Raw genomic sequence first — 26,084 nt, forward strand, 5'->3', positions numbered from 1 at the left:
ATCGCCGATGTTGAGGTTAAAAATATCTCTCATAAGTGATTATCGACAATGTTTTTTATACTTTCATCAAACCGCTTTTTTCCAAAATTCGATTCGCACTCAGGAAGCTCTGCCAGAAGTTTCTTCTGCAGCCGGGTATCCGATATAACCTCGGAGATATTTTCTACTGCATCGGTTTTCCCTGTATATGTCAGATAATCTATCTCATTGACAATCTCTACCTGCCCCCCAGATTTGTGGACGAAGGGTAACATACCACTGCCGACCATTTCAGCAACTGCCATTCCAAAGTGCTCGTTTTCCCTTGCATGTATTCCATACTTGTTCTTAGCGAGAATCTCGTATAGGGTGCTCTGTGCTACCTCTCCATGAATGTTCAAAGAATCAATCTTTTTGGCCCTATCCAATATTTTTTGTCCATATCTGTTTGACGGTATCCTTCCGATTATATGGCATTTATCTAACATTCCCCTCTCATTCAGATGACTATATATATCTATAATTTCGTCAACTCTTTTATCGCTGCTAACACGCCCAACCGCTACAATACCATTCTCCTGATTTTCCCAGTTTATATTGGACAGACTAGAGGTGTCTACTGGTGGATAAACTACGTCTATATCTCCAGCTTTACAATTGTCTAATATAGATGACGACCACTGTGAGTTCGTGACTATAGTTTCTTCATTTAAATTTGAGTACCCTGACACCATCCTGCAGCCTTTATCATACCAGTTGCTTAGCCTTCCGCTCCTGTGCTCAGGAAACTCTTGACAAAGGTAAATTGGATGGTGAATGTAAGAAATCTTATTTTCGATATCTGGTATCTCATTGTATCCACTTATAATACAGTCGTACTCTGAGGAAATACGTTCTAGAGAACGTGCTGAAATTGCATGGCGTAATTTATACCCCTTTTGTATATCTTTCGAAGCCGCCTTTCCATACCAAGGCAGCAGCCTGAACTCGAGGTTTAAACTTGGTCCAAATAGGTTATTTAGCCTATTTTCATCTGGGATGGAGCCTGTTATTAACTCTACGTCGTACTGATTCGAAAGGGCATCATAAATATTATATGTGACTGACTCAGAGCCCCCTCCTCTATTCAGATCTGGATGGTAGATTCCTATTGAGGTCATCTGTTACATCTCTCTATTGCTCTTCTGAAAACTTTGATACCGGAGTGAACACTCGTTGCATAGCGGCCGTCTTCCTCATCAGGCATCTTTTGGCTCCTATATTCATGATCAGTCATTCTAATCATTTCTGCAGATAGCTCATTTTCTTTTCCAGGTTCAATAATAGCACCTGCATCTAAACCACGCACAAGCTGAGCAGAGCCCGCAGCCGTTGTGGTAATTACCGGAGTGCGATGATATACCGCTTCATTAACGACCAATCCCCAGGGATCATGATGGGTAGGAAATACAAATACATCTGCCGTCTTATAGAGCTCAGATTTAGCCTCTTCGCTTACATATCCTAGCCAATTAACTGACTCCTCCTCTTCTGAAGCAACTTTTACGATATCCTTGCAAGGACCATCACCTGCAATTACCAAGCGAGCATCCTGTAGATCCGCTTTCTTCCAAGCTTTAATCATGGTTTCTACACCCTTTCTGGGAACTAAATAGCCCAGATACAGAAATATCGTATCGCTGCCTTCAATCACATGGCTCTCTTCTAATCCAGCATCAGCTTGTTTGAGACATTCTTCTGGCATTACCTGCCTACCAACGATTATCTTATTTTCATCTACTCCTTTGTTTAGAAGGAATTCTTTATTTTTCTCAGAATAAGCTATTAAAACGTCTGAGTTTGAGTATATTATAGGCCGAACAATGGCAAATAATATGTCCCCTAACTTGGATCTCAGGTATTTAAAGCCAGAGTGAGAATAATTGGAATCGCTGTATCTCGTGTTTATCCACTCAGTCCATAATATTATCTTTCCCGCAAATATTTTCGTATAAATAACAGAGCACAATATCGAAAATAAAGTCTGATGCGTTTCTGTGTGGATATGGATATTTGGTCTATCCTTTATCATCGCCAGTATTGCTGTATATGTTATTGATATCGGGCCTATATCGACCGAATTTAAAAACTCATAATCGAAATCGTTCTCTATATCTGTATTCCACTTCCTACCCGACTCTTCCTCTTTCGCAAAAAACACCTTCAAATCATATTCACTGGCAAGCGCTTCAAATAAGGGGAGCCGGTAGGGAGAAACAACATTGTGGTACAGATGTACTTTGGACTCCTCTTTCATAGTGTTCCGTCAGGGGTAATCGGCTTAATTACCTACCGGTTTCATGCTCCCAGATGGATTCAACTTATAGGCTGTTCTCCACAGGCTATCCCTCACCATTACCATCGACTATTTTTTCGGATTTGACTCATAATAGCGGGTCTTAGATTGTTTTGGCCACAATGTCTAGCAAGTCTTCGCCAATGCTGTCCCATGTATACACTGATCTGACTAATGCTCGTGCGTTTTGCCCAAGCTTTTCGCGATAGATCGGATCTTGCAAGGTCTTACTAACGGCCTCAGCAAATTCCTGTGAAGAGTCTGCCATAATGACGTCGTCACCGTTGGTCGATTCAATACCTTCGCAAGCAAGTGAACTAGCGATAACGGGAAGTCCTAATCCCATTGCTTCTAGTACTTTATTCTGGAGCCCAGCGCCGTGCCGCATTGGTGCAACGAAAACATCTGAGCTCATTAAGTAATCAATGGGATTTTCCACATAGCCAGTGACATTTACATTTTCCTCTCTATCGAGCTTTTGAACTTTTCTGTCTGGCTGAGTTCCAATTATATTAAATTCTACATTGGGGTATTCCCGCTTTATAATAGGGAGTATTTCTGAAACAAAGTATGATACTGCATCAATATTTGGAGAATAGTCCATCTTTCCGAGAAAAGATATTTGCGGATCACCACTGATATTGTAGTCTTGCTTATTATTTTCCAAAATCTCTTTTTTAACACCATTCGGTATCACAGAAATATTGCTTCTTGGTGATTTTTCAGATGTTATAAATATTTTATCTTCTTCTGTTGTTATAATGCTATTGTCAAATTCCTCTAATACGAAGCGTTCATACTTAATCAACCTTCTCCATTCAATAGGATATATCACATTCCATATCCCACTTGCATCTGTCACTGAATTCTTGTAATTTCTAGAAATAGCATCGACGAAGTCGATTATTTTCGGCACACTTCTTGAACGAGTATATTCAGCTGTTCTTACGTGGTTACTATATATGAGATCAAATCTCGATTCATTATTATTGAGCCACTCATTTACTTCCTCAAAGTAAAAATAGTGCGTCTGAAGAGGCTTCGTTGATAATATACCCGCAGCTGCATTAGAATAAAACCTATATCCTGAGTATGAAAACACTTCCAAGTTTTCGACAACGTCATTTAAGGCGGCTCTGTAATCGCCATTGATGGAGTTTCTATCTATTGCTACTAACTCCACCTTGTGCTCCTTGGCTAATTGCTTAGCGGTGTGAAACATCCTCAGCTTCGCACCGCCAGTTAGAGGATAGGGAATCCGCGAACAGAGAATAAGTATTCTTGCCATGTTAGTTGGCGTGCTTCTAAATCAGTTCTCTTCTAACAGACTTAATCTTCACGATTACAACCGCATTGAGGCCTGTATCACTTGCTCAGCCATCCGTCTTTAGCTAAGAGAAGAACCACGTGACAGCGGCGGCTTATCGAGGCTACTTTTCAAGAGGGATGAGGAGGTATCCGCTGTGCACACAGACGCCTCCTCATCGAGAATCATGCGTCGGCTTACTACACTCGCTAGTTGTCCACTCCACCGATAGCGCCGATGGCAAGAATTCGGTTTAACACGGTGAGGAGGTCGAAACGAGACGAATCCTACTCATGACACTGTACCGAGTTAGAGAAATCTCAAATACTTGGCTGTTGTCTGCTGTGGCAGTTGTTTCGACGGCCGTCAAAAGATAGCTGTCGCTGTTCGCCAGCCTCGCTTCGCGAAGCGAGGCGGCTCACCCGAGTCCGTGCTCGTATCCTGGTGGGAGTCCTTCGCCGTTCGTCTGATGCTCCTCCTTCCAGCCGAGTTCATCGTCCGGCACCTCTTCTATTCCATGGAGAAACGCGTCGTTGAACGTGAAATCTGTCGGGAGTACTCGCCCGCCACGCCGTGGTCGGGCGAGTACTGCCCACTGCAATACGATCCACAGCTGCTCCAACAGGAATCCAACGCCCACGTAGAAAAGCCGAATTGTCGTCGATGGTGTTGTTGTCAGGGCACGTGCCTCGCGGAATGTCTCGTAGCTCTTCTCAGGCTCTTACCGAACTGAGTGAAACAGTACCCCGAGAATTACAGCATCCCGCCGTAGGCTAGTTGCTATGTACAATCAAACAGCCTTCGGCGGGATGCTACAGGATATTGTTGAGCTCACGTCAATAGTGTTGCGCCCAGAGCCGCTCGATGAGGAAATCGAGCGGCGCTGTAAGCAGGCATGGGAACAAGCTCCTTGCCCGGAGTGTGGTGAAACCGCCATCCAGTCCGGGGACGGCAGTCCCCGGGTCTGGTGCACCAACTGCCGCTATGTCTTCTCCTACACCCGCAACACGCCCTTCGAAGGCCGCACTCTCTCTCCTGGCGAAATCGTCATTGCGTTCGTCCTCTATGCCGACACACTTCTCAGCATCCACCAAATCACCCAGCTCTTCGAAGCGGTCTACGACACGGTTCATTCCACGATTCGAGAGGTAGAAGCCGCCTTCCAGCGCGGCTTCTACCTCGTCTGGGAGCGCATCCAACACGCTATCGACGGCCCAACTCAGATCGACGAAACCGGCCACAAGTGCTCTGGTTACAAGGGACAGACGCCGCCGCGGGATGGGCTTTCCCGCGGCGGCTCTGGGGAAGGGGGGCGATCACGGTGGGAAGGAGCACCTGGCGATACCATGACGCTGATCGGTGCCTGTCGTGATGTACTTCGTGTAATTCGCGCCGAGCCAGGTGCTCAACCGGAAGAACTCAAACCAGCACTTGATGAGGTAGAGATTCTCTCAGGGAAACTGGATGAGGTCTGGCACGACGGGTGGCGCGGGTACGCGCCACTCGTCTACAAGAACGAGCAGACCGTTGTTCACTCCGAAGAATTTGTCACTGATGACGGCGTCCACATCAACCAAGTCGAATGCCTCTGGTCGCTAGTGAATCCATGGCTACAGAAGTTCCGCGGCCTCTCCAAGCCTGGATTGGAGCAGTCCGTCCGAACCTACGGGTTCGTACGGACGTTAAACCTCGCTGGAGCACCACTACACGGCCTTCTTGACTGCTTCGTCGTCAACGTGTTTCGCTGAGTTATGTAAGAGCCTCAGGATAATTCAATCTCGTATCAACAGACCGTAATTTCAGTATCTGAGCGCCAGGACGCAGGACTTATGCCGGAACTCGGTAATGACACTGGTAATGGATAGTGGCTGGCGGTATCGGGTTGCAAGTGTGGCCGGCGTGGCCGTGCTAACGGCCGTCGCCATCACACTCATCAACAATGCTACCATCCAATCGACAGCGACTACCATCCCGATATTTGATCGGCTACCAACCGACCCCCCGACAGGGTCGGAGTTTACGTTCGAACTTCTGGTCACAATCGCTGTCGTTGTCAGTGTGTTCCTCCCGCTGTACAAGCCCCGCCCACGGCGGATTCTCGATACTGTTGTGTTGGCCCAAAAGCGGGTGCTCGTAGCAGTTCTCGTGCTGGCGACGATCGGGTATTTCGACTATACGTATCGACTGCCGCGCTTGACTGTCGTGCTGGTGACGCCGTTGTTGCTGCTAGCATTGCCTGCGTGGTTCGTGTGGATTCGGAAACGTCCGTCGTCGAACGGCGAGCGGATACTCGTTGTCGGTGATGACCTTCAGGTGATCGAAGAAGTCGCCAGTGCGGTCGATGGGACGCTTTTGGGCTACCTCTGTCCGACAAGTGTCGTTACAACTACCGAACGGACCGAAGCTATTGCCGACGGCGGACTCAGCGCTAATGGGTTGGAACGCCTGGGTGGCCTCTCACGGATCGAAGACGTACTCGTCGAGTACGATATCGATACTGTTGTGTTGGCGTTTGAGCATGCCGACCGGGCGGAATTCTTCGGTGCGCTCGATGCCTGTTATGAGTACGGTGTCGGCGCGAAGGTGCACCGAAACCATACGGACTCCGTATTGACTGCCAGCGATGAGGTCGGAACGCTGGTTGACGTGGAAATCGAACCCTGGGATATACAGGACTATATCCTCAAGCGGGCGTTTGACATCGTGTTTGCGACGGTCGGATTAGTCGTCCTGTCGCCTGTGATTGTGGGGATTGCAGTAGCTATCAAAATGGATGACGGCGGGCCAATTCTGTACACGCAGGAACGAACCGCGGTATTCGGTGAAGCTTTCAATATCTACAAATTCAGGAGTATGGCCCCCGGTGGGGAGTCAGCGACACCGGTGGAAGATGAGAAAAACAACCGTATTACTGCTGTCGGGAAAGTTCTCCGTCGAACGCATCTCGACGAGACTCCACAACTCTGGTCGATTCTCGTTGGCGATATGAGCGTTGTTGGGCCGCGAGCGGTCTGGACAGCGGAAGAGTCCCTATTAGAAGCGGATACACAGTCGTGGCGCCAGCGGTGGTTCGTCAAGCCTGGGCTAACGGGTCTTGCACAGGTGAATAATATCGAGAGTACGAATCCATCCGAAAAACTCCGCCTCGATTTGAAGTACATTCGCAAACAGTCCTTTTCGTTCGACGTGAAGCTAGTTATCCGGCAGATCTGGAAAGTACTCGGCGATATACTTACTGCGGTTCAGACAGCAATCCTTCGATAGAATACGTGTAAATAAATCCATGCCTCTGCGTTATTTTCTGAGTGTTCCGTTTGAGATCAGCGGTTGATACCACGGCCTGTATCTATTCGATAATAGCTAAATTGGTGATGAGGCTCCTCAAACTACCAGACCTACCAGAAAATCGTGAGGAACGCAAGTAGCGGTCTACGTTACTCCACCGTCACGCTTTTCGCCAAGTTACGGGGCTTATCGATGTTTCGCCCCAGCAACGCAGCCGTATGATACGACACCAACTGCAGGTGCGTGTTCGCCAACACGGCAGCTGCTCGCGGATGCGTCTCGGGAATCTCGAGCACGTGGTCGGCGTATCGTTCGACGTCACTCTGCCCGTCCGTAATCGCCACCACCGGGGCGTCCCGCGCTTCGACCTCTTTGACGTTCCCGATGGTCTTGCGGGCGCGCTCGTCGTTTCCGGTCACGATAGCGAACACGGGCGTGTTCTCGGTCACCAGCGCCAGTGGGCCGTGTTTCAGCTCCCCCGCGGCGAAGCCCTCGACGTGCTTGTAGGTGATCTCCTTCATCTTCAGTGCCCCTTCGAGCGCCATGGGCTCCTGGTAGCCGCGGCCGATGAAGAAGTAGGCGCTGGCGTCCTGGTACAGCTCGGCGATCTCCCGGGCGGCAGATTCGTCGAGGACTTCCTGGACGTGGCCTGGGAGGTCACGGAGCGAGCTGATGACCTGTCTGGCGTCGCCGGTCGAGGACGTGCCGAGAGCGTGTCCGCGGTTTCGCCGCTCTGGGTGACGCCGACGACTAAGGCGTCGCCGATAGGCGGCGTCGCGGTCGCGTACTCGCTGGCGAGGAACGCCTGGGCGGGGATGCCCGCTTCGCGGAACAGTTGCGCACCGTGCAGGGCGGCGTGATAGGAGGTCCTACAGGCGACGAACTGGACGCCGGTCGGGGAGAGGTCCCCGAGGTCGCCGATGTCGACCGTCCCGGCGAGTTCGTCGACGCGGCCACGCAGGCACTGCCGGAGCGCGCGCGGTTGCTCGTGGATTTCCTTGAGCATGAAGTGGTCGTAGCCGCTCTTGCCGGTCTCCTTGGGGCCCTACTGGACGGTGTCGACGTCTTTCTCGATGATCCCGTTGTGGACAACCGCGACATCGCCGGTACAGTCCTAATGCAGGTGGGCGTTCTCGTCGGTCGGCGGACCATGCGTGCTACAGCGGGTGTGGCCGATGCCGACCGAGCCAGAGAGGTGTGCTCGGAGAGCGCCTCGCGCAGGTCAGCGATTTTGCCTGAGTGCTTGCACATATCGATATGACTGTTCGCCAGCACGACGCTGGCGGAGTCGTACCCGCGGTACTCCGGTTTCGAAAAGCCGTGGACCGACGTATCGAGCGTCTCGTCGCCGCGGGTAGCGCAGCTGATGATACCGCATTTGACCTCTTCCTCCGCGTGAACGCGGAGGAATCCCACCACGGGATTTCAGGCCGAGTGTAGCGACCTGTTGGTTTCAAGACGCATACGTTCCACGCGTCTCCTGCTGGGTTCCAGCATCGGCGTGGCTGTCTTGTGGCCCGGTCAAAGAGGCCCCATCCGTAGCCGAGTCATCGTCACCGGCCTTCTGCCGGGAACTCCGGTCGCTTCGGCGGTGACTCTCTCCACTACGGTAGCGGTCTGCAATGTTTATCGCCCCGTTCACATCAGCTTGATACTCACCGAGCCAGCAGTCGTCGTTCGAGCATCTGAACGTCGCCTGTCGTGGCCGGGAGCCGTGTTCACCGCAGGCATGGCACGCCTTCGACGTGTTCCGGGGATTCACCGTCTCGACGGGAATCCTCTTCTCTGTGGCTTTGTAGCGAATCTGTGCGTGGAGCTTGGCAAACCCCCATCCGTGCAACCGGCGGTTCATGTACTCGCCGTAGTCCATGTTCTCGCGGATGTACGTCAGGTCTTCCAGCACCAACACTGGGTTCTCGACAGACTCGGCGTACTCCACGACCTCACGGGTTACACGGTGGAACACGTCGTCAATCTGGTCCCACAGCGAGTCGCCGTAGGACTCCGCGATTCGCTCACTGCCGCGCTGCTGAAGCCGTCGCTTGGCGGTGAAGTAGGTTTTGCGGAGCCGACGAACGGCTTTACCGTCGTCGGCCCACAGGCGGGGGCGAACCGGAGAACCAGAGCCGTCGCGGTGACACACCGTGACGAGACTCGCTTCTCCAATGTCCACGCCTATCGGCGTCCTGTCGAGTCCAGCGAGACAGGGCTCGCCAGACTCATCTGGCGGTGTCCGCTCGTCGGCGGACGCCTCAGATTGGTCCTCCACGTCGCGGGTAACGGTGATGTGGAGATACCACGTTCCGTCCCGCTCAAACAGCCGACTTTCACCCATCTCGGCGTCGTCTGCGTCTAACGCTTCGAGCCACTCCCGCTGTTCGGGATTAGTGCGTGCTGGAATCCAGAGGTGGTAATCTTCGTGGTGCGGGATTTTGACGTACCACTCGATGGCGTTCTGTGGCTGGTGGTCAAGTTGCAATCCCTCATTGGTGAACCGCACCGGGTGGTTGTCGTGAAGCTCGTCGGCGTCATAGCTGTTCCCACAGAGTTGTGGGACGTACTGCTTGAGGGCGTTTTTGGCGTAGCCGCTCAGGTCGTACTCAACAACCACGTCGTTGGCCGCTGACTGTGTGTCACAGCCAGCGGCGAAAGCGGCTTGAAGTGCCTGCTGGTACGCGTCCTGTGTCTCAAGAAGCTTCTGTCGCTTGTGGGTGTTCGGGTCCACAAGCTTCAGTTCGAGCGTTTTCGTGAGTTCGGTCACGCTTGGACCTCCTTGTGTCGGTCGATGTAGTTCTCGACAGTTTCGCTGGAGACGTGCCCAGCTGTGCCGGCGTAGTAGCCGCGTGCCCACCGGATTTTCTCGCCGTCGTGGTCGGTGTGGCGGTGATTGTACTTCCGTGAGGAAATGCGCTTGAACCAGTTGGCGAGCAGTGATGGGCTGTGTTTGGGCGGGCTACTGACGAACAAATGAACGTGGTCGGGCTGAACAGTCAGGTTTTGAATGTCCAAGCCCTTCTCGTCGGCAATTTCGTGGAGGATGGATTCCACACGGTCGGCAACCTCTCCGGTCAGTACCGCCTTGCGGTATTGAGCGGAACTGCGTTCCGCGATATCCGCAGAACCGTCGGTTCTGCGAGACTTCGGGAGCCACACTATGTGGTAGTTGAGGTTGTAGGTTGCGTGCCGTGTGGTCTTCACCCGTGCTACACACTATAGTCCTGTCATGGCAAATGTCTTGCGGAAACGGTGGGAAATCCAGCCCTCAATAAAACGGTGGAGTGTCACACTATGCTGTCCGCTCGACCCCCGCCTGTTCGCTCCTCGGTCCGACAGAGCGTCGGAACACTCGTCACTCACGGGAAGGCGGGGGTATGCGCTCGTATCTCTATCAGCGGACCACCTCTTGGCCAGGGAAGATTGAGGCCAAAGCAGCGGCTCGGAGGTCGTTGAGAAATTAAAGAATATGATATTCAGGGACTATCCGAACATCTGTCGCATCATCGGATGCATCTCCATAAGCTGTTCTTCGGCGATCTCCTCGTACAGTTTGTATGTGATGGAGACCGTCAGCAGCAGCCCGGTCCCGGAGACGCCGCCGATGGTACCCAGCATGTTGGCCATCACTGCGAGCAGCCCGACCAAGGCACCACCGATAACAGTCACTTGCGGGATGTACCGCTCAAGGACCTTCTCGATGACGCCGACGTTCTGTCGGAAGCCGGGGATCTGCATCCCGGAGTTGTGGATCTGCTTGGCCGTCGCTTCCGGACCCATGTCAGTGGTTTCGACCCAGAACACAGCGAAGACTGCGCCACCGACCAGCATGACGAACAGGTCGATGCCGACTCGGGTCAGGATCTGCCAGACTGGCTGGGCCGTGCCTTCGAGCCACCACATCCAGTCGCCACGGCTCTGAATTGGGGCAAGGAAGTAGAACAGGCCGCCGGTCGGCTGGCCGTTGGCGTACGTGCCGAGGAACGCCGGCATCGAACCCAGCTGGGCGTTCAGGATCCGGCCCAGGAACTGGATGTTCGCCTGCAGCGCCCGGACGAGGATCATCGGCAGGACGCTCGCATAGATGAGCTTGACCGGGAACCGGCCGCGGGCACCTTTGACGCGGGCGTTCGACAGCGGGATCTCGACGCGGACCGACTCGGCGTAGACGACCACTGCGAAGATGAGGACCGTCGTGAACAGCCCCAGCAGTTCGCCTTGGAGCAACACGGTCTGGAGGCCATCAGCGGCCAACACTGGCCCGGTGCCGCGCTCGCCGGTGATGAACAGGTACCAGGTGTAGATGATGCCCTCGCTGTTCCCGAGGAACGGGGCCGTCAAGAGGCCACCGACAAGCCGTTGGCTCACGCCGGCGACAATGAACAGGCCGATACCGGAGCCAACGCCCCATTTGGAGATGACCTCGTCCATGAACAGGATGAGGACACCGCCGACGAACATCTGGGCGAAGATGAGCCACTGGACACCGGCCGTGCCGATACCCAGTGAGTTCGCGACCGCCGTGTCAGCCGGCAGGAACCCACCAGCGAACACCATCGGGAGCCCGGTGAGACAGATCATCACGAGTACCAGCAGCTTCTGGAGCCCCTGATAGAGGATCTGGTCACGTGGGTCGTCCTGGGTGTTTAGCCCGAGCAGGTCCGCCCCACCGAGGAGCTGTAACACGATGGACGCCGTAACGATCGGACCGATACCCAGCTGCAAGATGCTCCCCTGGCCGGAGGCCAGAATCGAGGAGAAGCGCCCGAACACCTGTTGGCTGGCGTCGATGTCCAGCCCGAACAGCTTCACGTTCGTCAGGAAGAAATACAGCAAGAGCACGCCCCCTGTCCAGGTGAGCTTGCGCTTGAACGGGACGTGTCCTTCCGGCCGCTGGACTGCGGGCATCCGGACAAGCAGTGGTTCGGCGGTGTCTTTCCAGCTCATCGTTCGTTATTCCTCGTCCGCGTCCGCGTCTTCGTCTGTCTCGGCCTCGGCCTGGCGCTCCTCGCCGAGGTCGGTCAGTTCGACGCTCCCGCCTGCGGCTTCGACCTTCTCGCGAGCGCCCTCGGAGAAGTCGTCGGCGATGAGCGTGAGTTCGTGGCGAACCTGGCCGGCACCGAGTACTTTCACGTAATCGGCGTCGTCGGCCTCTTCGACTACATCACGGACATCGACGCGGAAGCCACCGTCTTCGACTTCGGCGACGTCATCTGCGGCCAGCAGCGTGACGTTTTCGTCGATCTCGCGAACGTCGATAGTTGCGGCCTCTTCCTGCACCTTCTGCGGGCGCTTGAAGCCGCTCTTGCCGAGCGGTTCGTGGTTGTGGAACTCGTGCTTGTCACGGCCTGCGGCACCGCGACCACCGCGGTGGCCGGCACCACGTCGGTTCTTGTGCGAGCCGCCGCCGTGTGTGCGCGAGCCGCGCTGTCGTTTCTTTTTACTCGTCATTATCGCATCGCCTCCAGGAGTTCGTCGATACCCTCGGTGTCGTGTTTCCCGAGCTGCCCGCCCTCCTTGACGGGGTGTTTGACGCCGTCGTGGCCACCGCGAGGCGGGTGCAGACGGAGCGTCGGAGAGAGACCCTGCTCGCGTAGCGTCGTCTCCTCGGAGAGGAGCGCGAACGCGAGCCCGGAGATGTCGTCGTAGTCCGTGTGCTCGGCGACCCACTCGTCGTCGACGTCGGCGTCGCCTTCGAGCGGCTCAGCGCGCGTCGCCAGGACTGTCTCCAGCGTCTCCTGGCTCGGCTCACCAAAGGCGACGAAGTCGTTGACCTTCGCCACCATGCCGCGGTAGGCGTCCGTCTCAGGGACGAGCGTGCAGTGGTTCACGTGGTGGATGTTGAGCATCTCCAGCGTGTCCTGAATGTCAGTGTGCATATTGACTTCGCCACGGAGCTGGACGAGTGCGTGCATCACTCGATCACCTCTCGTTTCTCGAAGGTTCGTTCGGGGACGCGCGCCTCGGCCGTGTTCTGCAGGGCGTTGAACGTCGCCTTTGCGAAGTTGACCGTCGTGCGCGTGTTCCCGCTACTGCGTGTCCAGATATCCTCGATACCGGCGAGTTCGAGCACCTTGCGGACGGTCTCTCCGCCCGCGAGGCCCAGCCCTCGCGGGGCCGGCTGCAGCTCAACCTCGACGCTCCCGGCCTTGCCCTCGGTGCGCAGCGCGACCGTGTGCGGACGGCCACAGCCACACTCCCAGGACCCGCAGCCGCGGGAGACGTCGATGATGTTCAGCTTCGCGATGTCGATGGCTTTCTGGATGGCACCGCCGACCTGGTCGTCACGCCCTTCGGCGTAGCCGATGAGGCCGTCGCGGTTGCCAACGGCGACCACGCAGCGGAACTTCACGCGGCGGCCGGAGTCTGTCATCCGCTGGACCATGTTGATGTCCAGCACTTCGTCTTCCAGATCGGGAACGAGCTGGTCGACGACTTCCGATTCTTTCAGCGGGAGCCCGGAGTTCAGCGCCTCCTGCATGGAGTCGATTTCGCCCTCGACAACCTGCTTGCCGAGGCGTGTCCGCGGCTCCCATCCGTTGTTAGCACTCATAGTTCGATGTCACCGTCCAGTAGGGTCTCTCGGAGCTCGTCGAAGTGCTCCGGGAGGTCTGCAGCGTCGAAGTCGCCGCTGTACAGCGGCTCCTCGAGCTGCTCGTCGTACTCGGCGATGTGGGCACCGCGCGTGCGCTGCCAGTCGGCGAGTACGTCGTCGTTGTGCGGAATGTCCAGGCCGGCGTCGATTGCGCCTTCCTGTATTGCGAATACTTTGCTTCCGGGGGTCGGGCTGTTGAGTCCGATGTCAAGCACTGCCTCCTCGACGCCCGCTTCCTGCGCGCGAAGCCCGGCGAGCAGACCGGTGAGGTATGCCGAGGGCATGTTGCCCGTCGGGGCCTCCCAGCCGTACTCGGCGAGATCGCTCGAGTGAGCGGACGCGAGGGTGTCATCGCCGTTGGGGCCAAGCGTCACCAGCTGCGCCCTGACGTGTTTATTGCTCTTTCGAGCAACGAGACGTGGCTTACCGGATTTCAACAGGCGCAACCGCTGATGGTAATCGGTTCTGGCCTCGCGGCGTCGCCGCATCGGTACTTTATATCGTGGTCCTGTCGCCATTATGCGTCACCGTGGTTTGCGTCGATGTAACGTTCGAGATCGGCAACGCTGTCGAACTCGCCACCGCCGGCCTTGTCGTACAGGTCGCGGTACTGCGAACTCGAAAGCGTTCCCTCGTCACGCAGTTCGCGCAGCTTCGTCCGCTGTGCGCGGATGCGTGACTCCCAGTCCTCCTTGGAGTTCTGCCGTGCGCCTGCCTTCCCTTTCCGGGAACCGGCTCCCTTCTGGTGGCCGTACGCACGCTTCTTCTGGCGCTCCCGGGCGCGTCCACGGGAGTTGCCTTTCTTGTCTTTCGCCTGAATGGCGCCCTCATCGACCAGCTCGCGAACGTCCTCGCGGGTAATCGCGTCGGCGATGTCGCCCTGTCGCTCGGGGTTGAACCAGACGCGGTTCTTCCCGACATCGAGAACGTCAGCCGCGAGTCGCTTCTGTGCGGAGAGATCAGTCATCACTCACTCACCTCGACTTCGACGTAGGTGGGGTTGAGCACGCGGATGCCCGCGTCCTCGGCTTCCTCTTCGATTCGCTCGCGCTTGCGAGCACCGACCTTCGAGGCGATCCGGACAGCCTCTGTGTCGCCGTCGACGCCTTCGAGGTCGTCCACGTTGTGCACGCGAACCTCCTCGAAGCCGGACGGGTGCTTGCCGCGAACCGCGGTCGGCGAGCGGAAGCCCGCCTCAACCGTGTCGCCCTTGCCCTTGATACCGCGGCGCTGCTTCGAGAGCTGGCCGCGGGGCTTGCGCCACGAGGTCGAGACGCGCTTTTTCTTGTGGTGGTCCTGGCGGTTGAACTGCGGCTTGCCGACCCGGTGTCGCTGGGTCAGGAGCCGCGCGTCCTCGTCGGAGAGGTCCGGCGTCTTCTCGGTGAGCCCGCGAGCCTGGAGTTCCGTCTCCACGTCCTCGTCGGGCGCTTCCTCGCCGCCTTCCTCTTCAACTTCGGCTTCGGTCTCGGACTCGACTTCGAGTCCACCGACGTCGGCCTTGATTCGGGCCGCCAGCGCGTTCCCGATACCGCTGACATCGGCGAGCGCGGACTGGTCAGCACCGCGAACGTCCTCGACCGACTCGAAGCCGGCCTCGCGGAGTGACTCCGCCTTGGACGGGCCGACGCCGCTGATGTCGGTCAGTTCGGTGTACTCTTCCTCTGCCTCGACGTCTTCCTCGTTGTCCGCCATCAGGCGTCACCTCGGTTCGGTTTGCGGGTGATGTACACCCCGTCCTGAAACACACGCACGTCCTTGTCGTTGATACGCGTGAGCTGCTCGATGTCCGCGGCGGTCTGGCCGACAGCTTCGATGTCGGGGCCGCTGACAGTCAGCTCTTCGCCGTCGATCTCGACGTCCGTGTCGCCGTGGATCGTCGTGCGGCGGGGGGCCTTCTCGCCCAGGAAATTCTCGATGACGACTTCGTCACCCTCGACGTCGACCTGCATCGGGAAGTGAGAGTAAAAGACCTCCATACCGTACTCCCAGCCCTCAGTCACGCCGTGGAACATATTCTCGATGTGGCTCTGGAAGGTACCGATCGTCGACATCGTCTTGGCGTTGTCCTCATCGGATTCGATGACGACCGTGTCGCCGTCGACAGACACGTCGATGTCAGGGTACCAGAGCCGACGCGTGACGCTGCCGTTGTCCCCCTCGACGGTGATGTCAAGGTGGTCCTGCTCGGCGTCCACGTCCTCCGGAATCTCCAGTTCTACTCGTGGCATTGTTAGTATACGTACGCGATGACTTGGCCACCAACGCCCTGCTCACGAGCCTCGTAGTGGCTCATGATGCCGTGGCTGGTCGTAACGACGAGGGTCCCGTAGTCACGGGCGGGGAGGAACCGCTTTTCCCATTTCTCGAACTCGTCTGCGCCCGCAGAGTAGCGGGGCTTGACCGGGCCACACTCGTTGATGGCTCCTTTCAGTTCAACTTCGAACTCACCGGCTTTGCCGTCGTCGACGAAACTGAATCCGTCGATGTACCCGCGGTCGTAGAAGACCTCGAGGACGCTGCCGATCTCGTTCGAAGCTGGCGATACTGTCTGCTCTAGGTGCCCGACGCTTTCGGCGTTGTTAAGCGCCGACAGTGCGTTGGCAAATGGGTCGTTCCCTGTCATTGTTAGCTGTACTTCCTGAAGCCCATGCCTCGCGAAATCTCGCGGAAGCACTGGCGGCACAGCCAGATATCGTACTTGCCGACGAGTCCCTGTTCGCGCCCGCAGCGCTGACAGGACTCGAGCTGGCCAGTTCGCTCACTGGATGCCGTCTCGGAATCGGGCTCGTCTGTGGTTTCACTTTCGCTCATTCGCTCACCTCCACGTCGTAGGTCGACTCGATGAAGGCGACGGCGTCCGCCGGGTTGAGTCGATGCTTCGTCGGAATCGAGCGCGACGCCTTGTCGCGCTTTGCGACGCGGTAGCCGGGGCGGACGAGGTTGACCGTCACGTCCAGCCCGTAGATTCCGATGCTCGGGTCGTACTCCTGGCTCGGGAACTCGGTGTGTTCCTCGACGCCGAAGCTGAAGTTGCCGGTGTCGTCGAACTGACTCGTCGCCAGCTCGGCGAGCGGCAGCGCCGTCTCGAGGAACTCCTCGGCCATCTCGTCGCGGAGGGTGACCTTCGCACCGATGGGGTCGCCCTCACGGATGTCGAACTCGCCGACAGTCCGCTTGGCCTTCGTTCGCACCGGCGTCTGCCCGGTGATCTCTCCGAGAATGTCCTCTGCGTTGGCGAGGTCGCGGCCACCGTGGCCGATACCCATGTGAACGACGACCTTCTCGATGCGCGGTTCGCGCATCTCGTGGAAGTCGCCGCCGGACTCACTCTCGGAGCTCATTCATCATCACCCGTGAAGTTCTCGTCGATGACGACGACGTACTCTTCGACTGTCTCGAAGCCTTCGCCTTCGTCCTGCGAGACGATCACGTTGTTCTGAGCCGAGCCCGGCGTCACCTGAATTTCCTCGATCTCGCCGACTTCACCCGCGTGGGCGCCGTCGACGGCGGTGACGAGCGCGCCCTCTTGGTACTCGAAGTGAGCGACGATTTCGCCGTCCTCGTTGCCGACGACGATGGAGTCGCCAGCGTCGTAGGTCTGGTCGTCCTCGACGATGAGCGTCTCACCGTCGTGGAGGCCCAGCTGGACGTCGCCACCGGAGACGTGGGTCTTGGTGACGATCTTGCCGAGCTTGGACTGTGCCGCGTCCGGGTCGATTGCGGTCAGCGCCAGCCGACCACCCTCGCCGGGGAACACGCGGTAGTACTCCTCGCGCTCGGTGAAGGCCAGGATGTCGAACATCCCGACAGGGCGTTCCTCGTCGGAGATGGCCTTCCCGTTGATGAGGACGTTGTCCTCGTTGAGAGCGTAGCGGGCTTCTTTGCGGTTGTCGGCGTAGCCGAGCACGTCCCGAAGGACGATGAGCAGGGGAACCCCCGACTCACCGTGTGGGCCGGCACCGGCTTTCACCGTAAACGTCGCGGTTTTGCGCTCTACGGGCCAACTGTTTGGCACCGAGAGTCGCTTCTGGTGGTTACTCATGCGGAATCATCCTCCGATTCGAGACGCGCCTCGCGCTTCTCGTCTTCGAGGTCCAGGTCCGTCACGCGGACGTTCGAGGTGTCCAGCGGTCGCGGGACTTCCTCGCCGTCTGTTTTTTCGAGCGTGACGTCTTCGACGTGGATGACAGCCTTGTCGAGGTCCACCGTCAGGACTTCGCCTTCTTCGCCGGCGAAGTCACCACGGAGCACCTCAACGGTGTCACCAGCGTTGACGCGGACGTTCCGCTGGCCGTACTCCTCGCGGAGGTCGGCGCTGAGCGTCGCCCGGACCTGCTTGTGCCGCTCGTGAAGCGGGGCACGTCGTTGACTCTTGCGTTGTTTGTCTGGTTGCTTGCTCATGGTTCTATACGATCATCGTCGCTGCTGATGCCACACTGCCGAATCGCTGTGCGACTTCCCGTGCGATGGGACCTTTCAGCTCGGTCCCGCGCGGGTCCTCGTTCTCGTCGACGATGACGGCCGCGTTGTCTTCGAACTTGACGCGGGTGCCGTCGGGTCGACGGATCGGCTTTCGCTGGCGGACGACGACGGCTTCGAGCACCTGGCGACGCATTTCGGGCGTCCCCTTGGTGACCGAGACCGTGATCTTGTCGCCCAGCCCAGCTTTGGGGTGGCGGTTCTTCGTTCCCGAGTAGCCGTGGACGGAAATGACCTTGAGTTCGCGCGCTCCCGTGTTGTCCGCACACGTGATGAGCGAGCCCTTCTCCAGGCCTTGCGTGACGTCAGCACCGAGTGCTTCCATCAGGCATCACCGTCCTGTTCATCGGCGACCACGCCAACGACGACGTGGCTTTTCGTTTTCGAGAGCGGTCGACACTCTGCTATCGTGACCGTGTCACCGACCGCGAGGTCGAGACAATCGGGTGCGTGAGCCGGAACGCGGCTCCGCCGCTTCATAAAGCGGTCGTATTTCGGCACCTTCACGTCGTACTCGCGCTCGACGACAACGGTCTTCTCCATGTCAGTGGAGGCTACCTCGCCGTTCAGTGTCTGTCCGCGCACGGAGAGCTCTCCGTGGAACGGGCAGTTCTGATCGGCACAGGTTTCCTCCGGTTCCTGTACGTTCAGTCCTAGCGCCATAGTGAATCTCCTGTGTTCTCTGTGCGACGAGCGGGACGGGCAACGAGTCGGTCGCCGTCGACGAGAACCGTCTCGGTCGACAGGTCGAACGCGAACGTCGCGCTGTCCTTCGGCACGTGCCACACCCGGTCGGCCCCCTCGAGTGTCAGCATCTGTGTCGTCTCCATGGCGACAGTTCCGCTGATACCGATGACGTCCGGATTGGACGCTGCGACGACCTCGCAGTCGAGGCCGACGAGTTCGTGTCGTGGGAGCGTCTCGGGTGTTAGTGGCATTATTCGTTCTCCTGCAGGTCGCCTTCTTCGCCCTGAATCGTCTTGATGCGGGCGATGGCCTTCCGCAGCTCCTTGATGCGACCGGGGTTCTCCGGCGCACCACCCGCGGCCTGGACGGCCCGGGCGTTCAGTAGTTCGGTCTTCAGGTCGTCGAGTTCCGCCTCGCGTTCGGCGGGCGTCATGTCCCGAATTTCCTGGACGTGGAGGACGGTCATTCGTCGTCACCCTCCTCGTCCATTTCATCCATCAGCTCTTCGGCTTCCGCCTCGACGTCCTCGTCGAGTTCCTCGTCGACAGCCTCTTCGAGTTCGTCAACGTCGACATCCTCGACATCGTCGTCAGTCGGGACTTCGACGTCTTCTTCGACGATTTCCTCGTCGACGAACTCCTCGTCAGCCTCGGAGTTGTCGTCGGCCCCGGCGGCCACGTCCTCGTCGAGCTCTTCGGCCGTCTCGCTGTCTTCGGGCTCGCCTTCGAGGAGTTCCTCGACGGACTCGCCGTCGGTATCGGCCACGTAGTCCTCGACGTCGACATCCTCGTAGATCTCGAAGTCGTCGGGGAGCTCCGCGTTCGGCGGGATGATCTTGACTCGGACCCCGATGGTCCCGAGCTTCATCACGGCGACGCCGACGCCGCTGTCGACGATCTCCTCTGCGGGTTCGCCGTTGTGCTTGACGTAGCCGCGGTTGAACTTCTCAACGCGCGAGCGTGCACCAGTGACCTTGCCGGAGAGGACGATCTCTGCGCCGAGTGCGCCCGACTCCATGATGCGGTCGATGGTGGTGTGGCCCGCTTTGCGGAAGTACCAGCCACGCTCGAGTGCGTTGGCCAGTCGGTCCGCGACGATGCGGGCGTTGAGGTCCGGCTCGTCGACTTCCTGCACGTCGACCTGCGGGTCGTCGAGGTTGAATCGGTCCTCGAGTTCCGTCGTGATCTTCCGGATGTTCTTCCCGCCCTTGCCGATGACCATCCCTGGCTTCTCGGCTTTGAGCACGATCTGGGTCCCCATCGGCGTCTTGGCGACATCCATGCCGCCGTAGCCGGCTCGACCGAGTTCCTCTGCGAAGAACTCGTCGATCTGGGTCCGCTGGAGTCCGTCCTCGATGAACTGTTGTTCGTCGGCCATTAGTCTTCGACCTCCGGCTCTTCGAGGATGAGTTCGACGTCGACCTGCGGGCTATTCCACGCCGAGGCACGCCCCATCGCGCGGGGCTTGCGACCCTGCTGCTCGCCGACCTTGTGGGCGGCGACGTGCGTGATCGTCATGGCCTCACCGTCGAAGCCCTGATGGTCGGCGTTGCCGACCGCGTTCTCGAGCAGGTCGAGGAAGGCCTTACTGGCCTTCTCCGGGTAGCGCCCGGCGTCCCAGCCGTCGACCTTGCTTTTGTGGCCGACGCCCGAGTTGTGCTGTTTGAACGGAACGGGCTGGTCGCCCTCGATAACTGCCTCGAGGTAGTCGACAGCCTCGCCGGCCGTTTTGCCCTTGACCTCGCGGGCGATGGCCTTGCTGTGCTTGAAGCTCATCTGCCGCTCCCGGAGCATCGCTTTGGCCGTCGTGTCCGGGTCGGCTTCGACTGAGTAACTGATTCCCATGATTATTTGAGCGGTACGAACTTCGAGGAGCGTGTCGCTCCGATACCGGCCTGACCGTGTTCGACACTACTCCGGGTGAGCTGGAACTCACCGAGGTAGTGGCCGAGCATCTCGGGCTCGACTTTGACACGCTCGAAGTTCTGGCCGTCGTGGACGGCGAAGGTCAGCCCGACCATCTCCGGCAGCACCGGCATGTCGCGCAGGTGCGTCCGGATCGGGTCGTTGGCTGTCTCCTCTTCGCCGGCCTCGCGGGCCTTTTCGAGGAGCTTGTGTTTCTCCTCGGTCAGGCCGCGTACGATACTTCGCCGCTGTCGAGCGGGGAGCAGTTCCGCGACTTCCTCGAGCTCCATCTCCTGCAGCTCGTCGAGCGTGTGGCCGCGGAAGGAGAACTCTCCTTCGTGGCCGATTTGATATTCTGAGCTCATTCGTTGCCACCTCGACCTGTTCGCTTCGAGGCGATGTCCCCGACCTTACGGCCAGGCGGGGCGTTCCGCGAGATGGACTTGGGCTTGCCGGGGTGCTGGCGTCCGCCACCACCGAACGGGTGGTCGACGGCGTTCATCGCCACACCGCGGACGTTGGGCCACTTCGTCCCTCGCGCTTTCATCTTGTGATGCTTGTTGCCAGCCTTCACGAACGGCTTGTCAGTTCGGCCGCCACCGGCGACGACGCCGATGGTAGCACGACACTGCGGGTCAAGCCGCTTCATCTCCCCGGAGGGGAGCTTGACGACCGCGACGTTGCGGTCGTGGGTGAGCAGCTGGGCGTTGACACCCGACGCGCGGGCGAACTTCCCACCGTCACCGGGGCTGGATTCGACGTTGCACACCGGGACCCCCTCTGGGATCTCGGCCAACGGGAGCGTGTTCCCGGGTGCGATCTCGGCGCTGACGCCGACCTGTAGCTCGTCGCCTACCCCGACGCCTTCCGGCGCGAGGATAAGTCGTCGGTCGCCGTCTTCGAACTCGACGGCAGCGACCGGCGCCGAGCGGGCAGGGTCGTGCTCAATGTCGACGACCGTGCCGGCGATGACGTCGCCGTCCTCGACCTTGCGGTGCTCCAGATCAGCCTTGTAACGGTGCGACGGAGCACGGAACGTGGAGGTCCCGCGGCCGCGCCGTTGTCCTTGGATTCGTCGTCCCATCGTTAGAACACCCCAATTCTGGAGGCGACTTCCTGGGCGTCGTCGTCCTCAGAGAGGCGAACGACGGCCTTCTTTTCGCCGTCCATCGTGTTCTGCGTGTTGACCTGTTCGACTGTCACGTCGTACTGCTCCTCGACGGCGTCGGCGACCTCGCCCTTGGAGGCGCGGTCGTCGACGGCGAACTGGAGCTTGTTCTGGAAGTCCATGTCGTTCATGGCCTTCTCCGTGACGTGTGGGTGTTTGATGACATCCCAGCTCATCGCTCGGCCACCTCCGCGAGTGCGGATTCCGTGAAGACGGTGAGTCGACCGGGCGCGCCGCCGGGCGCGAGGTCTTCCGTGTTGACCTCGCTGGCGGTCGCCACGTCGGCCCCCGCGAGGTTGCGGGCGGCCGTCGACGGCTCGTCGCTGGTCACGAAGAGGATCGAGGCGGGACGACGGTACTTCCGTCCACGGGCCGAACCCTGTCCAGCCTTGATCTTCGTCTCGTCGGCGCGGTCGATGTCCGCGTGGACGTCGAGCGCCTCCAGCAGCGAGACGACTTCCTGCGTCTTGACGAGGTCCTCGAAGTCGTCGGAAACGACGACGGGCACTTCGTCACGGTCGAACTCGTGGCCGCGGTCGGCGACGAGGTCGGCGTCGGCTGTCGCAGCCAGCGCCGAGCGAACGGCCAGCTGCCGTTCCTTGTCGTTGAGGTCGAGCGAGCGGTCCTTCTCGGCTTTTGGCGGGTGGGCGCTTCGCCCTTTGACCGCCTGCGGGACGCGGCGGGCACGGCCGTCCTGCTTCGGGACGTGTGCCTGGCCGCGGCCGCTACCGAAGGACTCGGCCGGCGTTCGGAGGCCGGCGTACTCGTCGGACCCGTAGTCCTGCTTTCGGTTGGCCTGTGCGGCACGTACAGCTTTGCCGATGAGGTCGGACCGAACCGGCGTCTCGAAGACGTCCGGCAGGTCGACCTCGCCGTCTGTGTTGCCGTCCAGGTCGTAGATTGTTGCCTGCATAGGTTATCCCTGGTTCGATTCGTTGGAGACGTAGCGCACCTCGGGGTCGAGGCGCGGCTGGTCGTTCGGACGCACCGCGGGCCGGAAGCGCACCAGGCGCTTGTCCGGACCGGGCACGGAGCCCTTCACGAGCGTGTACGGCCCATCGACTTCGCCGTAGTTGACGAAGCCGCCATCGACGGTGGGCTCGTCGCCCTCGCCGATGTCGATGAGGCGCTTGTTGAGCTCGGTGCGCTGGTGGTAGCCGGTCTGCCCCTGCTGGGGGACCGTCGAGCGCACACGGGACGGGTTCCACGGACCGAGGTTGCCGATCCGTCGGCGCCATCCCTGGCGGGCGTGCTTGCCTTTCCGCTTCTGGACGCCCCATCGCTTGACGGGACCCTGCGTCCCTTTGCCTTTCGTGACACCGGCCACGTCGGCGTACTCGCCGGCGCGGAAGATGTCGTTCATGGCGTGTTCGCCACCGTCCTCGACAATGTCAAGGGCGTGGTCGAGGCGGTCCGAAACGGACCCACCGCCGACGCGAGTCTCCATCACGTCGGGCTTTTTCTTCGGGACGCTCGGGACGGCGTCGGGGACGGTGTGCGTAATGAGTCGCAGGTCCCCGAGGTCACCGGCCTCGTGTGCGTCGCGTATCTGTTCCTCAGCAGCGTCCGGGTCGTGGTCCTCCGGAACGTCCAGGGTCCGGTCGAGCTCCGAGTGGAACTCGTCGGTCCAGACTTCCGTCAGCGGACGCTGACCGTACGGCGTGTCTTCGTACGCTCGCAGGGCGACGGCGCGCATCGGCGGCGTCTCGATGACTGTCACCGGGACAGTCTCCTCCATCCCTTCGCGGGGGGAGTTAGGTTCGTCGTTGACAAGCACAACGTGAGTCATGCCTGCTTTGTAGCCGGCGAACCCTTGGACGCCCGGCTGCCCGTCGTCAGACGGCCAGCTGTTGAAGCGAGGCGTCTCGCTTGTCGAGCGCTTGCGCGGGCCGAAGCCCAGCGAGCCTTTGCGTGGTCTGCTTGGTTGTGGCATTCGTTTACTCCGTGAGGGTTAGACAGGTGAGGGAGGCGAACAGAGCTTCTTCCGTTCGCACAACCTCACTGCCCTGGTTCGGAACCGTATTCAGCCAGAGGTCGAACCCTTCTGGTTCGTCGCTCGTCTGGTCTCCCCCGACGGCGTCCGGGGCAACGTCGAGTATCGACGGTAACCCGCGCTCGGGTGCCCCGAAGGCGACGGTCATGCCGCCCTCGGCGTCGCGCCGCTCGGCCAACTGGCCGAGACGGGTCGACGTTACCGGCTCGCCGTATCGCGAGGACGCGATAGTGAGCCCGGCATCGTCGCGCGAGAGTGCCGCATCGAGGTCCGCGGCGACAACGTCGAATCCCGTTGTGGGGGCGTCGACGAGTTTCGCCCGGACCGGCCGTCGCGAAGAGACCCTGACGGTCACGCGCTCTCCCTGTTCCACGTCCATATCCGCTGGGACGGGAAGGGAGATCGGGTGTTGCATGCCGCAATTGACCCGGACGCGCCCATCAGCTCCGACCTCGGTCACGATTCCCTGTCTTAACGACCCCGAACCCTCAGATCCGGAGCCGGTCTGTGAACGCACGCGGAGCGGCGGCAGGACGCCGACGTACTCCAGTTCGTCCCGCTTACCCCACATCTCCTTTCGGAGGTGCGGGGGCGTCGCGGCGTACCGCAGCACGGTTTCGACGAACCCGTCTTCCCATTTGCCCGCCCCGTCAGGGTCGGGGTACACTGTCAGCCGATCAACCCGGTAGACCGCGGCCGCGCGGGCCACGTAACCGAGCTTGCGAGTTGCCTCGCGTCTGTCTTCGGCTTCCCGTGCAAGGGAAGACGGCACGAGTACGCTGGTCGTCATGCCGTGACGCTTCCACGTCGCGCCACTAGACTGTGCCGATATCTCCCTTCCCAGGGCTTAAAAAGCCCCCGTTTCACGCACGCGATGCGTCGCGTTCACATGGTCCGTCATGCCGGTTCGGAACCGATGCACGCATTCACTGTTTTGCCGCTTCCGAAAGGTCATGTCTCGTGACGCCATCACATGATCCGGCGCTCAGACGGGGAGATGATTGCCCTCACTTCCCACGATTTTCCCCGGAAAACGGAAGGCTTTTTACTCTCACCCCCGCCAGATTTGATTGCAACGAGGCGTTGCGCGCTGGCACTGAGCGACCACCGGTCGTGAATGTCAGGGCAAACGAAGCAAGCGCTGGTAGTGTAGTTGGTATCACGTGACCTTGCCATGGTCACAACCTGGGTTCAAATCCCAGCCAGCGCATTTCTCTTCATCCAAACTCTCGAGCGGCGCGTTTTATCGCGCCGCGTACTGGATGCTGTGTAATCGCACTGGATTTGAGCCCTGCCAGTCGCAGCCCGCGAGCGACCACTGGGAGCGAGCGGGAACGTCTGGCTCCGGTTCAAATCCCAGCCAGCGCATTTCTACGACGAACTATTCCACCGAGCACTGCGTCGCGTGTGCTCGGTATCCGTGAGTCGTGCAATCGTACTGGATTTGCATCGGGTTCAAACACCGACGGACTTCGTCCGTCGTGATTCGCAATCGCGTCGCGATTGCTCACTCCCAGCCGGCGCATTTCTCTGATTCCAAATCGGCAAGCGATGCGTCTTATCGCGTCGCCCAGTTATATAATACCGCTGTCATGTACTCATCTGAGTCGTCGGAGCGCCACCCGGAAACCGGGGAGTACCATTATTTGTTGCCCCATCGACAATGAGAGTGTATGACGGACGAGACGGTCCACGAGTCACAGGAAACACGGAGTCGCAGAGGAATCGCATCGTACTTCCGGCGATTGGCAAACAGGCTCAGCCGCGGTGAGCCAGCCCCAGCGGATGAGGAACAGACTGTAACGGTCACGCCGCCGGCCGAATCCGAGTTCGAGGTTGAGGTCGAGCGAGAGGACGGCACTGTCACCCTTGAAATCGATATGGAGTGGAACGAGGATGAGGGAGAGGTGGCGACCGATGTGGCTGCGAGCAAGGCCACGTTCGAGGTGTATGAGGACAGCGCCGAGCAGTACCGCTGGCGGCTCCGCCACGACAACGGGAACATCATCGCCGACAGCGGGGAGGGCTACGCCTCCAAGCAGAAGGCCGAGCAGGGTCTTGAGAGCGTCAAATCCAACGCGCCCGGGGCGTACGTCGTCGACGAGTCCAAGGACGACGACGGTGTTGTCGAAGAGGGGGGCAGCAAGGCGACATTCGAACTGTTCAAAGACAGCGAAGGGAAGGCGCGCTGGCGGCTCCGCCACGACAACGGAGAGATCATCGCCGACTGCGGGCAGGGCTATGCCTCCAAGCAGAAAGCGAAGCAGGGGCTCCAGAGCGTCAAGACGAACGCTCGCGGGGCACCGGTCGAAGAAGGCGAGTAAGCGTTCCGAACAGCGGTAGTTTTGTTCCTCCAGTC

Annotated in this window: 33 protein-coding genes, 1 tRNA gene and 2 pseudogenes; 4 read left to right on the forward strand and 32 right to left on the reverse strand. The window is 59.0% G+C overall.

Annotated elements, in window-relative coordinates; all coding sequences use genetic code 11:
• Nucleotides 1-29 precede the first annotated feature (29 nt).
• The 4 genes and pseudogenes from BDK61_RS12475 to BDK61_RS12490 form a co-directional block, all read right to left on the reverse strand.
• A complete protein-coding gene (locus BDK61_RS12475) occupies nt 30-1,139 on the reverse strand; it encodes a glycosyltransferase (RefSeq protein ID WP_121303371.1) in 1,110 nt (369 codons plus the stop codon).
• Nucleotides 1,136-2,275 carry a glycosyltransferase family 4 protein gene (locus BDK61_RS12480; RefSeq protein ID WP_121303372.1) on the reverse strand — a complete coding sequence of 380 codons (1,140 nt, stop codon included), beginning with the start codon at nt 2,273-2,275 and terminating at the stop codon, nt 1,136-1,138. Before BDK61_RS12480 ends, BDK61_RS12475 begins: the two co-directional genes overlap by 4 nt.
• A 142-nt stretch (nt 2,276-2,417) precedes the next feature.
• Nucleotides 2,418-3,602 carry a glycosyltransferase gene (locus BDK61_RS12485; protein ID WP_121303373.1) on the reverse strand — a complete coding sequence of 395 codons (1,185 nt, stop codon included), beginning with the start codon at nt 3,600-3,602 and terminating at the stop codon, nt 2,418-2,420.
• Nucleotides 3,603-4,038: 436 nt separating this feature from the next.
• A pseudogene (locus tag BDK61_RS12490) lies at nt 4,039-4,335 on the reverse strand (ISH3 family transposase); the annotation flags it as partial.
• A gap of 67 nt (nt 4,336-4,402) precedes the next feature.
• Between BDK61_RS12490 and BDK61_RS12495 the strand changes: the two are divergent.
• Entirely contained in the window at nt 4,403-5,368 is a 966-nt protein-coding gene (locus tag BDK61_RS12495) for an IS1595 family transposase (RefSeq protein ID WP_121302811.1), read from the forward strand.
• 109 nt (nt 5,369-5,477) lie between these two features.
• Nucleotides 5,478-6,884, forward strand: coding sequence for a sugar transferase (locus tag BDK61_RS12500; RefSeq protein WP_121303374.1), 1,407 nt, complete (start codon nt 5,478-5,480; stop codon nt 6,882-6,884).
• 170 nt (nt 6,885-7,054) lie between these two features.
• On the opposite strand, the pseudogene BDK61_RS12505 reads toward BDK61_RS12500, so the two are convergent.
• From BDK61_RS12505 to BDK61_RS12640, 28 genes and pseudogenes are all read right to left on the reverse strand, one after another.
• Nucleotides 7,055-8,321 (reverse strand): annotated as a pseudogene (locus BDK61_RS12505) (SIS domain-containing protein).
• A gap of 37 nt (nt 8,322-8,358) precedes the next feature.
• Nucleotides 8,359-9,666: an RNA-guided endonuclease InsQ/TnpB family protein gene (locus BDK61_RS12510; protein ID WP_121303375.1), complete on the reverse strand. Its 1,308-nt coding sequence runs from the start codon at nt 9,664-9,666 to the stop codon at nt 8,359-8,361.
• A complete protein-coding gene (tnpA, locus tag BDK61_RS12515; protein WP_049938896.1) occupies nt 9,663-10,103 on the reverse strand; it encodes an IS200/IS605-like element ISHma17 family transposase in 441 nt (146 codons plus the stop codon). Before tnpA ends, BDK61_RS12510 begins: the two co-directional genes overlap by 4 nt.
• 279 nt (nt 10,104-10,382) lie before the next feature.
• Complete coding sequence (secY, locus tag BDK61_RS12520; protein ID WP_121303376.1) at nt 10,383-11,846, reverse strand: preprotein translocase subunit SecY; 1,464 nt, start codon at nt 11,844-11,846, stop codon at nt 10,383-10,385.
• Nucleotides 11,847-11,852: 6 nt separating this feature from the next.
• Nucleotides 11,853-12,350 (reverse strand): uL15m family ribosomal protein, encoded by a 498-nt coding sequence (locus tag BDK61_RS12525; RefSeq protein ID WP_121303377.1) that lies wholly within the window; start codon nt 12,348-12,350, stop codon nt 11,853-11,855.
• Nucleotides 12,350-12,814 carry a 50S ribosomal protein L30 gene (gene rpmD / locus BDK61_RS12530; RefSeq protein ID WP_121303378.1) on the reverse strand — a complete coding sequence of 155 codons (465 nt, stop codon included), beginning with the start codon at nt 12,812-12,814 and terminating at the stop codon, nt 12,350-12,352. The genes BDK61_RS12525 and rpmD overlap by 1 nt, the downstream gene beginning before the upstream one ends.
• Nucleotides 12,814-13,452, reverse strand: coding sequence for a 30S ribosomal protein S5 (locus BDK61_RS12535; protein WP_004957374.1), 639 nt, complete (start codon nt 13,450-13,452; stop codon nt 12,814-12,816). The genes rpmD and BDK61_RS12535 overlap by 1 nt, the downstream gene beginning before the upstream one ends.
• Nucleotides 13,449-14,012 (reverse strand): 50S ribosomal protein L18, encoded by a 564-nt coding sequence (locus BDK61_RS12540; RefSeq protein ID WP_011223738.1) that lies wholly within the window; start codon nt 14,010-14,012, stop codon nt 13,449-13,451. Before BDK61_RS12540 ends, BDK61_RS12535 begins: the two co-directional genes overlap by 4 nt.
• A complete protein-coding gene (locus BDK61_RS12545) occupies nt 14,012-14,461 on the reverse strand; it encodes a 50S ribosomal protein L19e (protein WP_004516953.1) in 450 nt (149 codons plus the stop codon). Before BDK61_RS12545 ends, BDK61_RS12540 begins: the two co-directional genes overlap by 1 nt.
• Nucleotides 14,461-15,186 carry a 50S ribosomal protein L32e gene (locus BDK61_RS12550; protein ID WP_011223739.1) on the reverse strand — a complete coding sequence of 242 codons (726 nt, stop codon included), beginning with the start codon at nt 15,184-15,186 and terminating at the stop codon, nt 14,461-14,463. The genes BDK61_RS12545 and BDK61_RS12550 overlap by 1 nt, the downstream gene beginning before the upstream one ends.
• Entirely contained in the window at nt 15,186-15,722 is a 537-nt protein-coding gene (locus BDK61_RS12555; RefSeq protein WP_121303379.1) for a 50S ribosomal protein L6, read from the reverse strand. Before BDK61_RS12555 ends, BDK61_RS12550 begins: the two co-directional genes overlap by 1 nt.
• A gap of 2 nt (nt 15,723-15,724) precedes the next feature.
• A complete protein-coding gene (locus tag BDK61_RS12560; protein WP_004516956.1) occupies nt 15,725-16,117 on the reverse strand; it encodes a 30S ribosomal protein S8 in 393 nt (130 codons plus the stop codon).
• Nucleotides 16,118-16,119: 2 nt separating this feature from the next.
• Nucleotides 16,120-16,305, reverse strand: coding sequence for a 30S ribosomal protein S14 (locus tag BDK61_RS12565; RefSeq protein WP_004591563.1), 186 nt, complete (start codon nt 16,303-16,305; stop codon nt 16,120-16,122).
• Nucleotides 16,302-16,835 carry a 50S ribosomal protein L5 gene (locus BDK61_RS12570; RefSeq protein ID WP_121303380.1) on the reverse strand — a complete coding sequence of 178 codons (534 nt, stop codon included), beginning with the start codon at nt 16,833-16,835 and terminating at the stop codon, nt 16,302-16,304. The genes BDK61_RS12565 and BDK61_RS12570 overlap by 4 nt, the downstream gene beginning before the upstream one ends.
• A complete protein-coding gene (locus tag BDK61_RS12575) occupies nt 16,832-17,536 on the reverse strand; it encodes a 30S ribosomal protein S4e (RefSeq protein ID WP_121303381.1) in 705 nt (234 codons plus the stop codon). The genes BDK61_RS12570 and BDK61_RS12575 overlap by 4 nt, the downstream gene beginning before the upstream one ends.
• Complete coding sequence (rplX, locus tag BDK61_RS12580; RefSeq protein ID WP_121303382.1) at nt 17,533-17,895, reverse strand: 50S ribosomal protein L24; 363 nt, start codon at nt 17,893-17,895, stop codon at nt 17,533-17,535. Before rplX ends, BDK61_RS12575 begins: the two co-directional genes overlap by 4 nt.
• A gap of 4 nt (nt 17,896-17,899) precedes the next feature.
• Nucleotides 17,900-18,298: a 50S ribosomal protein L14 gene (locus BDK61_RS12585; protein WP_004516961.1), complete on the reverse strand. Its 399-nt coding sequence runs from the start codon at nt 18,296-18,298 to the stop codon at nt 17,900-17,902.
• Entirely contained in the window at nt 18,298-18,636 is a 339-nt protein-coding gene (locus BDK61_RS12590; RefSeq protein WP_004591559.1) for a 30S ribosomal protein S17, read from the reverse strand. The genes BDK61_RS12585 and BDK61_RS12590 overlap by 1 nt, the downstream gene beginning before the upstream one ends.
• Nucleotides 18,627-18,911, reverse strand: coding sequence for a ribonuclease P protein component 1 (locus BDK61_RS12595; protein ID WP_121303383.1), 285 nt, complete (start codon nt 18,909-18,911; stop codon nt 18,627-18,629). The genes BDK61_RS12590 and BDK61_RS12595 overlap by 10 nt, the downstream gene beginning before the upstream one ends.
• Nucleotides 18,911-19,126 (reverse strand): 50S ribosomal protein L29, encoded by a 216-nt coding sequence (gene rpmC, locus BDK61_RS12600; RefSeq protein ID WP_004516964.1) that lies wholly within the window; start codon nt 19,124-19,126, stop codon nt 18,911-18,913. The genes BDK61_RS12595 and rpmC overlap by 1 nt, the downstream gene beginning before the upstream one ends.
• The gene (locus tag BDK61_RS12605) at nt 19,123-20,037 is read right to left on the reverse strand and encodes a 30S ribosomal protein S3 (protein WP_121303384.1); all 915 of its coding nucleotides are present in this window, start codon (nt 20,035-20,037) and stop codon (nt 19,123-19,125) included. Before BDK61_RS12605 ends, rpmC begins: the two co-directional genes overlap by 4 nt.
• Complete coding sequence (locus BDK61_RS12610) at nt 20,037-20,504, reverse strand: 50S ribosomal protein L22 (protein WP_007187648.1); 468 nt, start codon at nt 20,502-20,504, stop codon at nt 20,037-20,039. Before BDK61_RS12610 ends, BDK61_RS12605 begins: the two co-directional genes overlap by 1 nt.
• A gap of 2 nt (nt 20,505-20,506) precedes the next feature.
• Nucleotides 20,507-20,929, reverse strand: a complete 423-nt coding sequence (locus tag BDK61_RS12615; RefSeq protein ID WP_121303385.1) for a 30S ribosomal protein S19 — start codon at nt 20,927-20,929, stop codon at nt 20,507-20,509.
• Nucleotides 20,926-21,648, reverse strand: coding sequence for a 50S ribosomal protein L2 (locus BDK61_RS12620; protein ID WP_004957415.1), 723 nt, complete (start codon nt 21,646-21,648; stop codon nt 20,926-20,928). Before BDK61_RS12620 ends, BDK61_RS12615 begins: the two co-directional genes overlap by 4 nt.
• 2 nt (nt 21,649-21,650) lie before the next feature.
• Nucleotides 21,651-21,908, reverse strand: coding sequence for a 50S ribosomal protein L23 (locus BDK61_RS12625; protein WP_004591553.1), 258 nt, complete (start codon nt 21,906-21,908; stop codon nt 21,651-21,653).
• Nucleotides 21,905-22,645 carry a 50S ribosomal protein L4 gene (gene rpl4p / locus BDK61_RS12630; protein ID WP_121303386.1) on the reverse strand — a complete coding sequence of 247 codons (741 nt, stop codon included), beginning with the start codon at nt 22,643-22,645 and terminating at the stop codon, nt 21,905-21,907. Before rpl4p ends, BDK61_RS12625 begins: the two co-directional genes overlap by 4 nt.
• A gap of 3 nt (nt 22,646-22,648) precedes the next feature.
• Nucleotides 22,649-23,665, reverse strand: a complete 1,017-nt coding sequence (gene rpl3p / locus BDK61_RS12635) for a 50S ribosomal protein L3 (protein WP_004957423.1) — start codon at nt 23,663-23,665, stop codon at nt 22,649-22,651.
• Between the two features lie 4 nt (nt 23,666-23,669).
• Entirely contained in the window at nt 23,670-24,515 is an 846-nt protein-coding gene (locus tag BDK61_RS12640) for a putative RNA uridine N3 methyltransferase (protein WP_004957426.1), read from the reverse strand.
• Between the two features lie 348 nt (nt 24,516-24,863).
• Between BDK61_RS12640 and BDK61_RS12645 the strand changes: the two genes are divergently transcribed.
• Both BDK61_RS12645 and BDK61_RS12650 read left to right on the forward strand, forming a co-directional pair.
• A tRNA-Gly gene (locus BDK61_RS12645) sits at nt 24,864-24,935 on the forward strand.
• A 463-nt stretch (nt 24,936-25,398) separates the two neighbouring features.
• On the forward strand, nt 25,399-26,049 hold the full coding sequence (locus tag BDK61_RS12650) for an HVO_2922 family protein (RefSeq protein WP_121303387.1): 651 nt from the start codon (nt 25,399-25,401) through the stop codon (nt 26,047-26,049).
• The last annotated feature ends 35 nt before the right edge of the window (nt 26,050-26,084 follow it).

Source organism: Haloarcula quadrata (assembly GCF_003634715.1).
Lineage (GTDB): Archaea > Halobacteriota > Halobacteria > Halobacteriales > Haloarculaceae > Haloarcula > Haloarcula marismortui.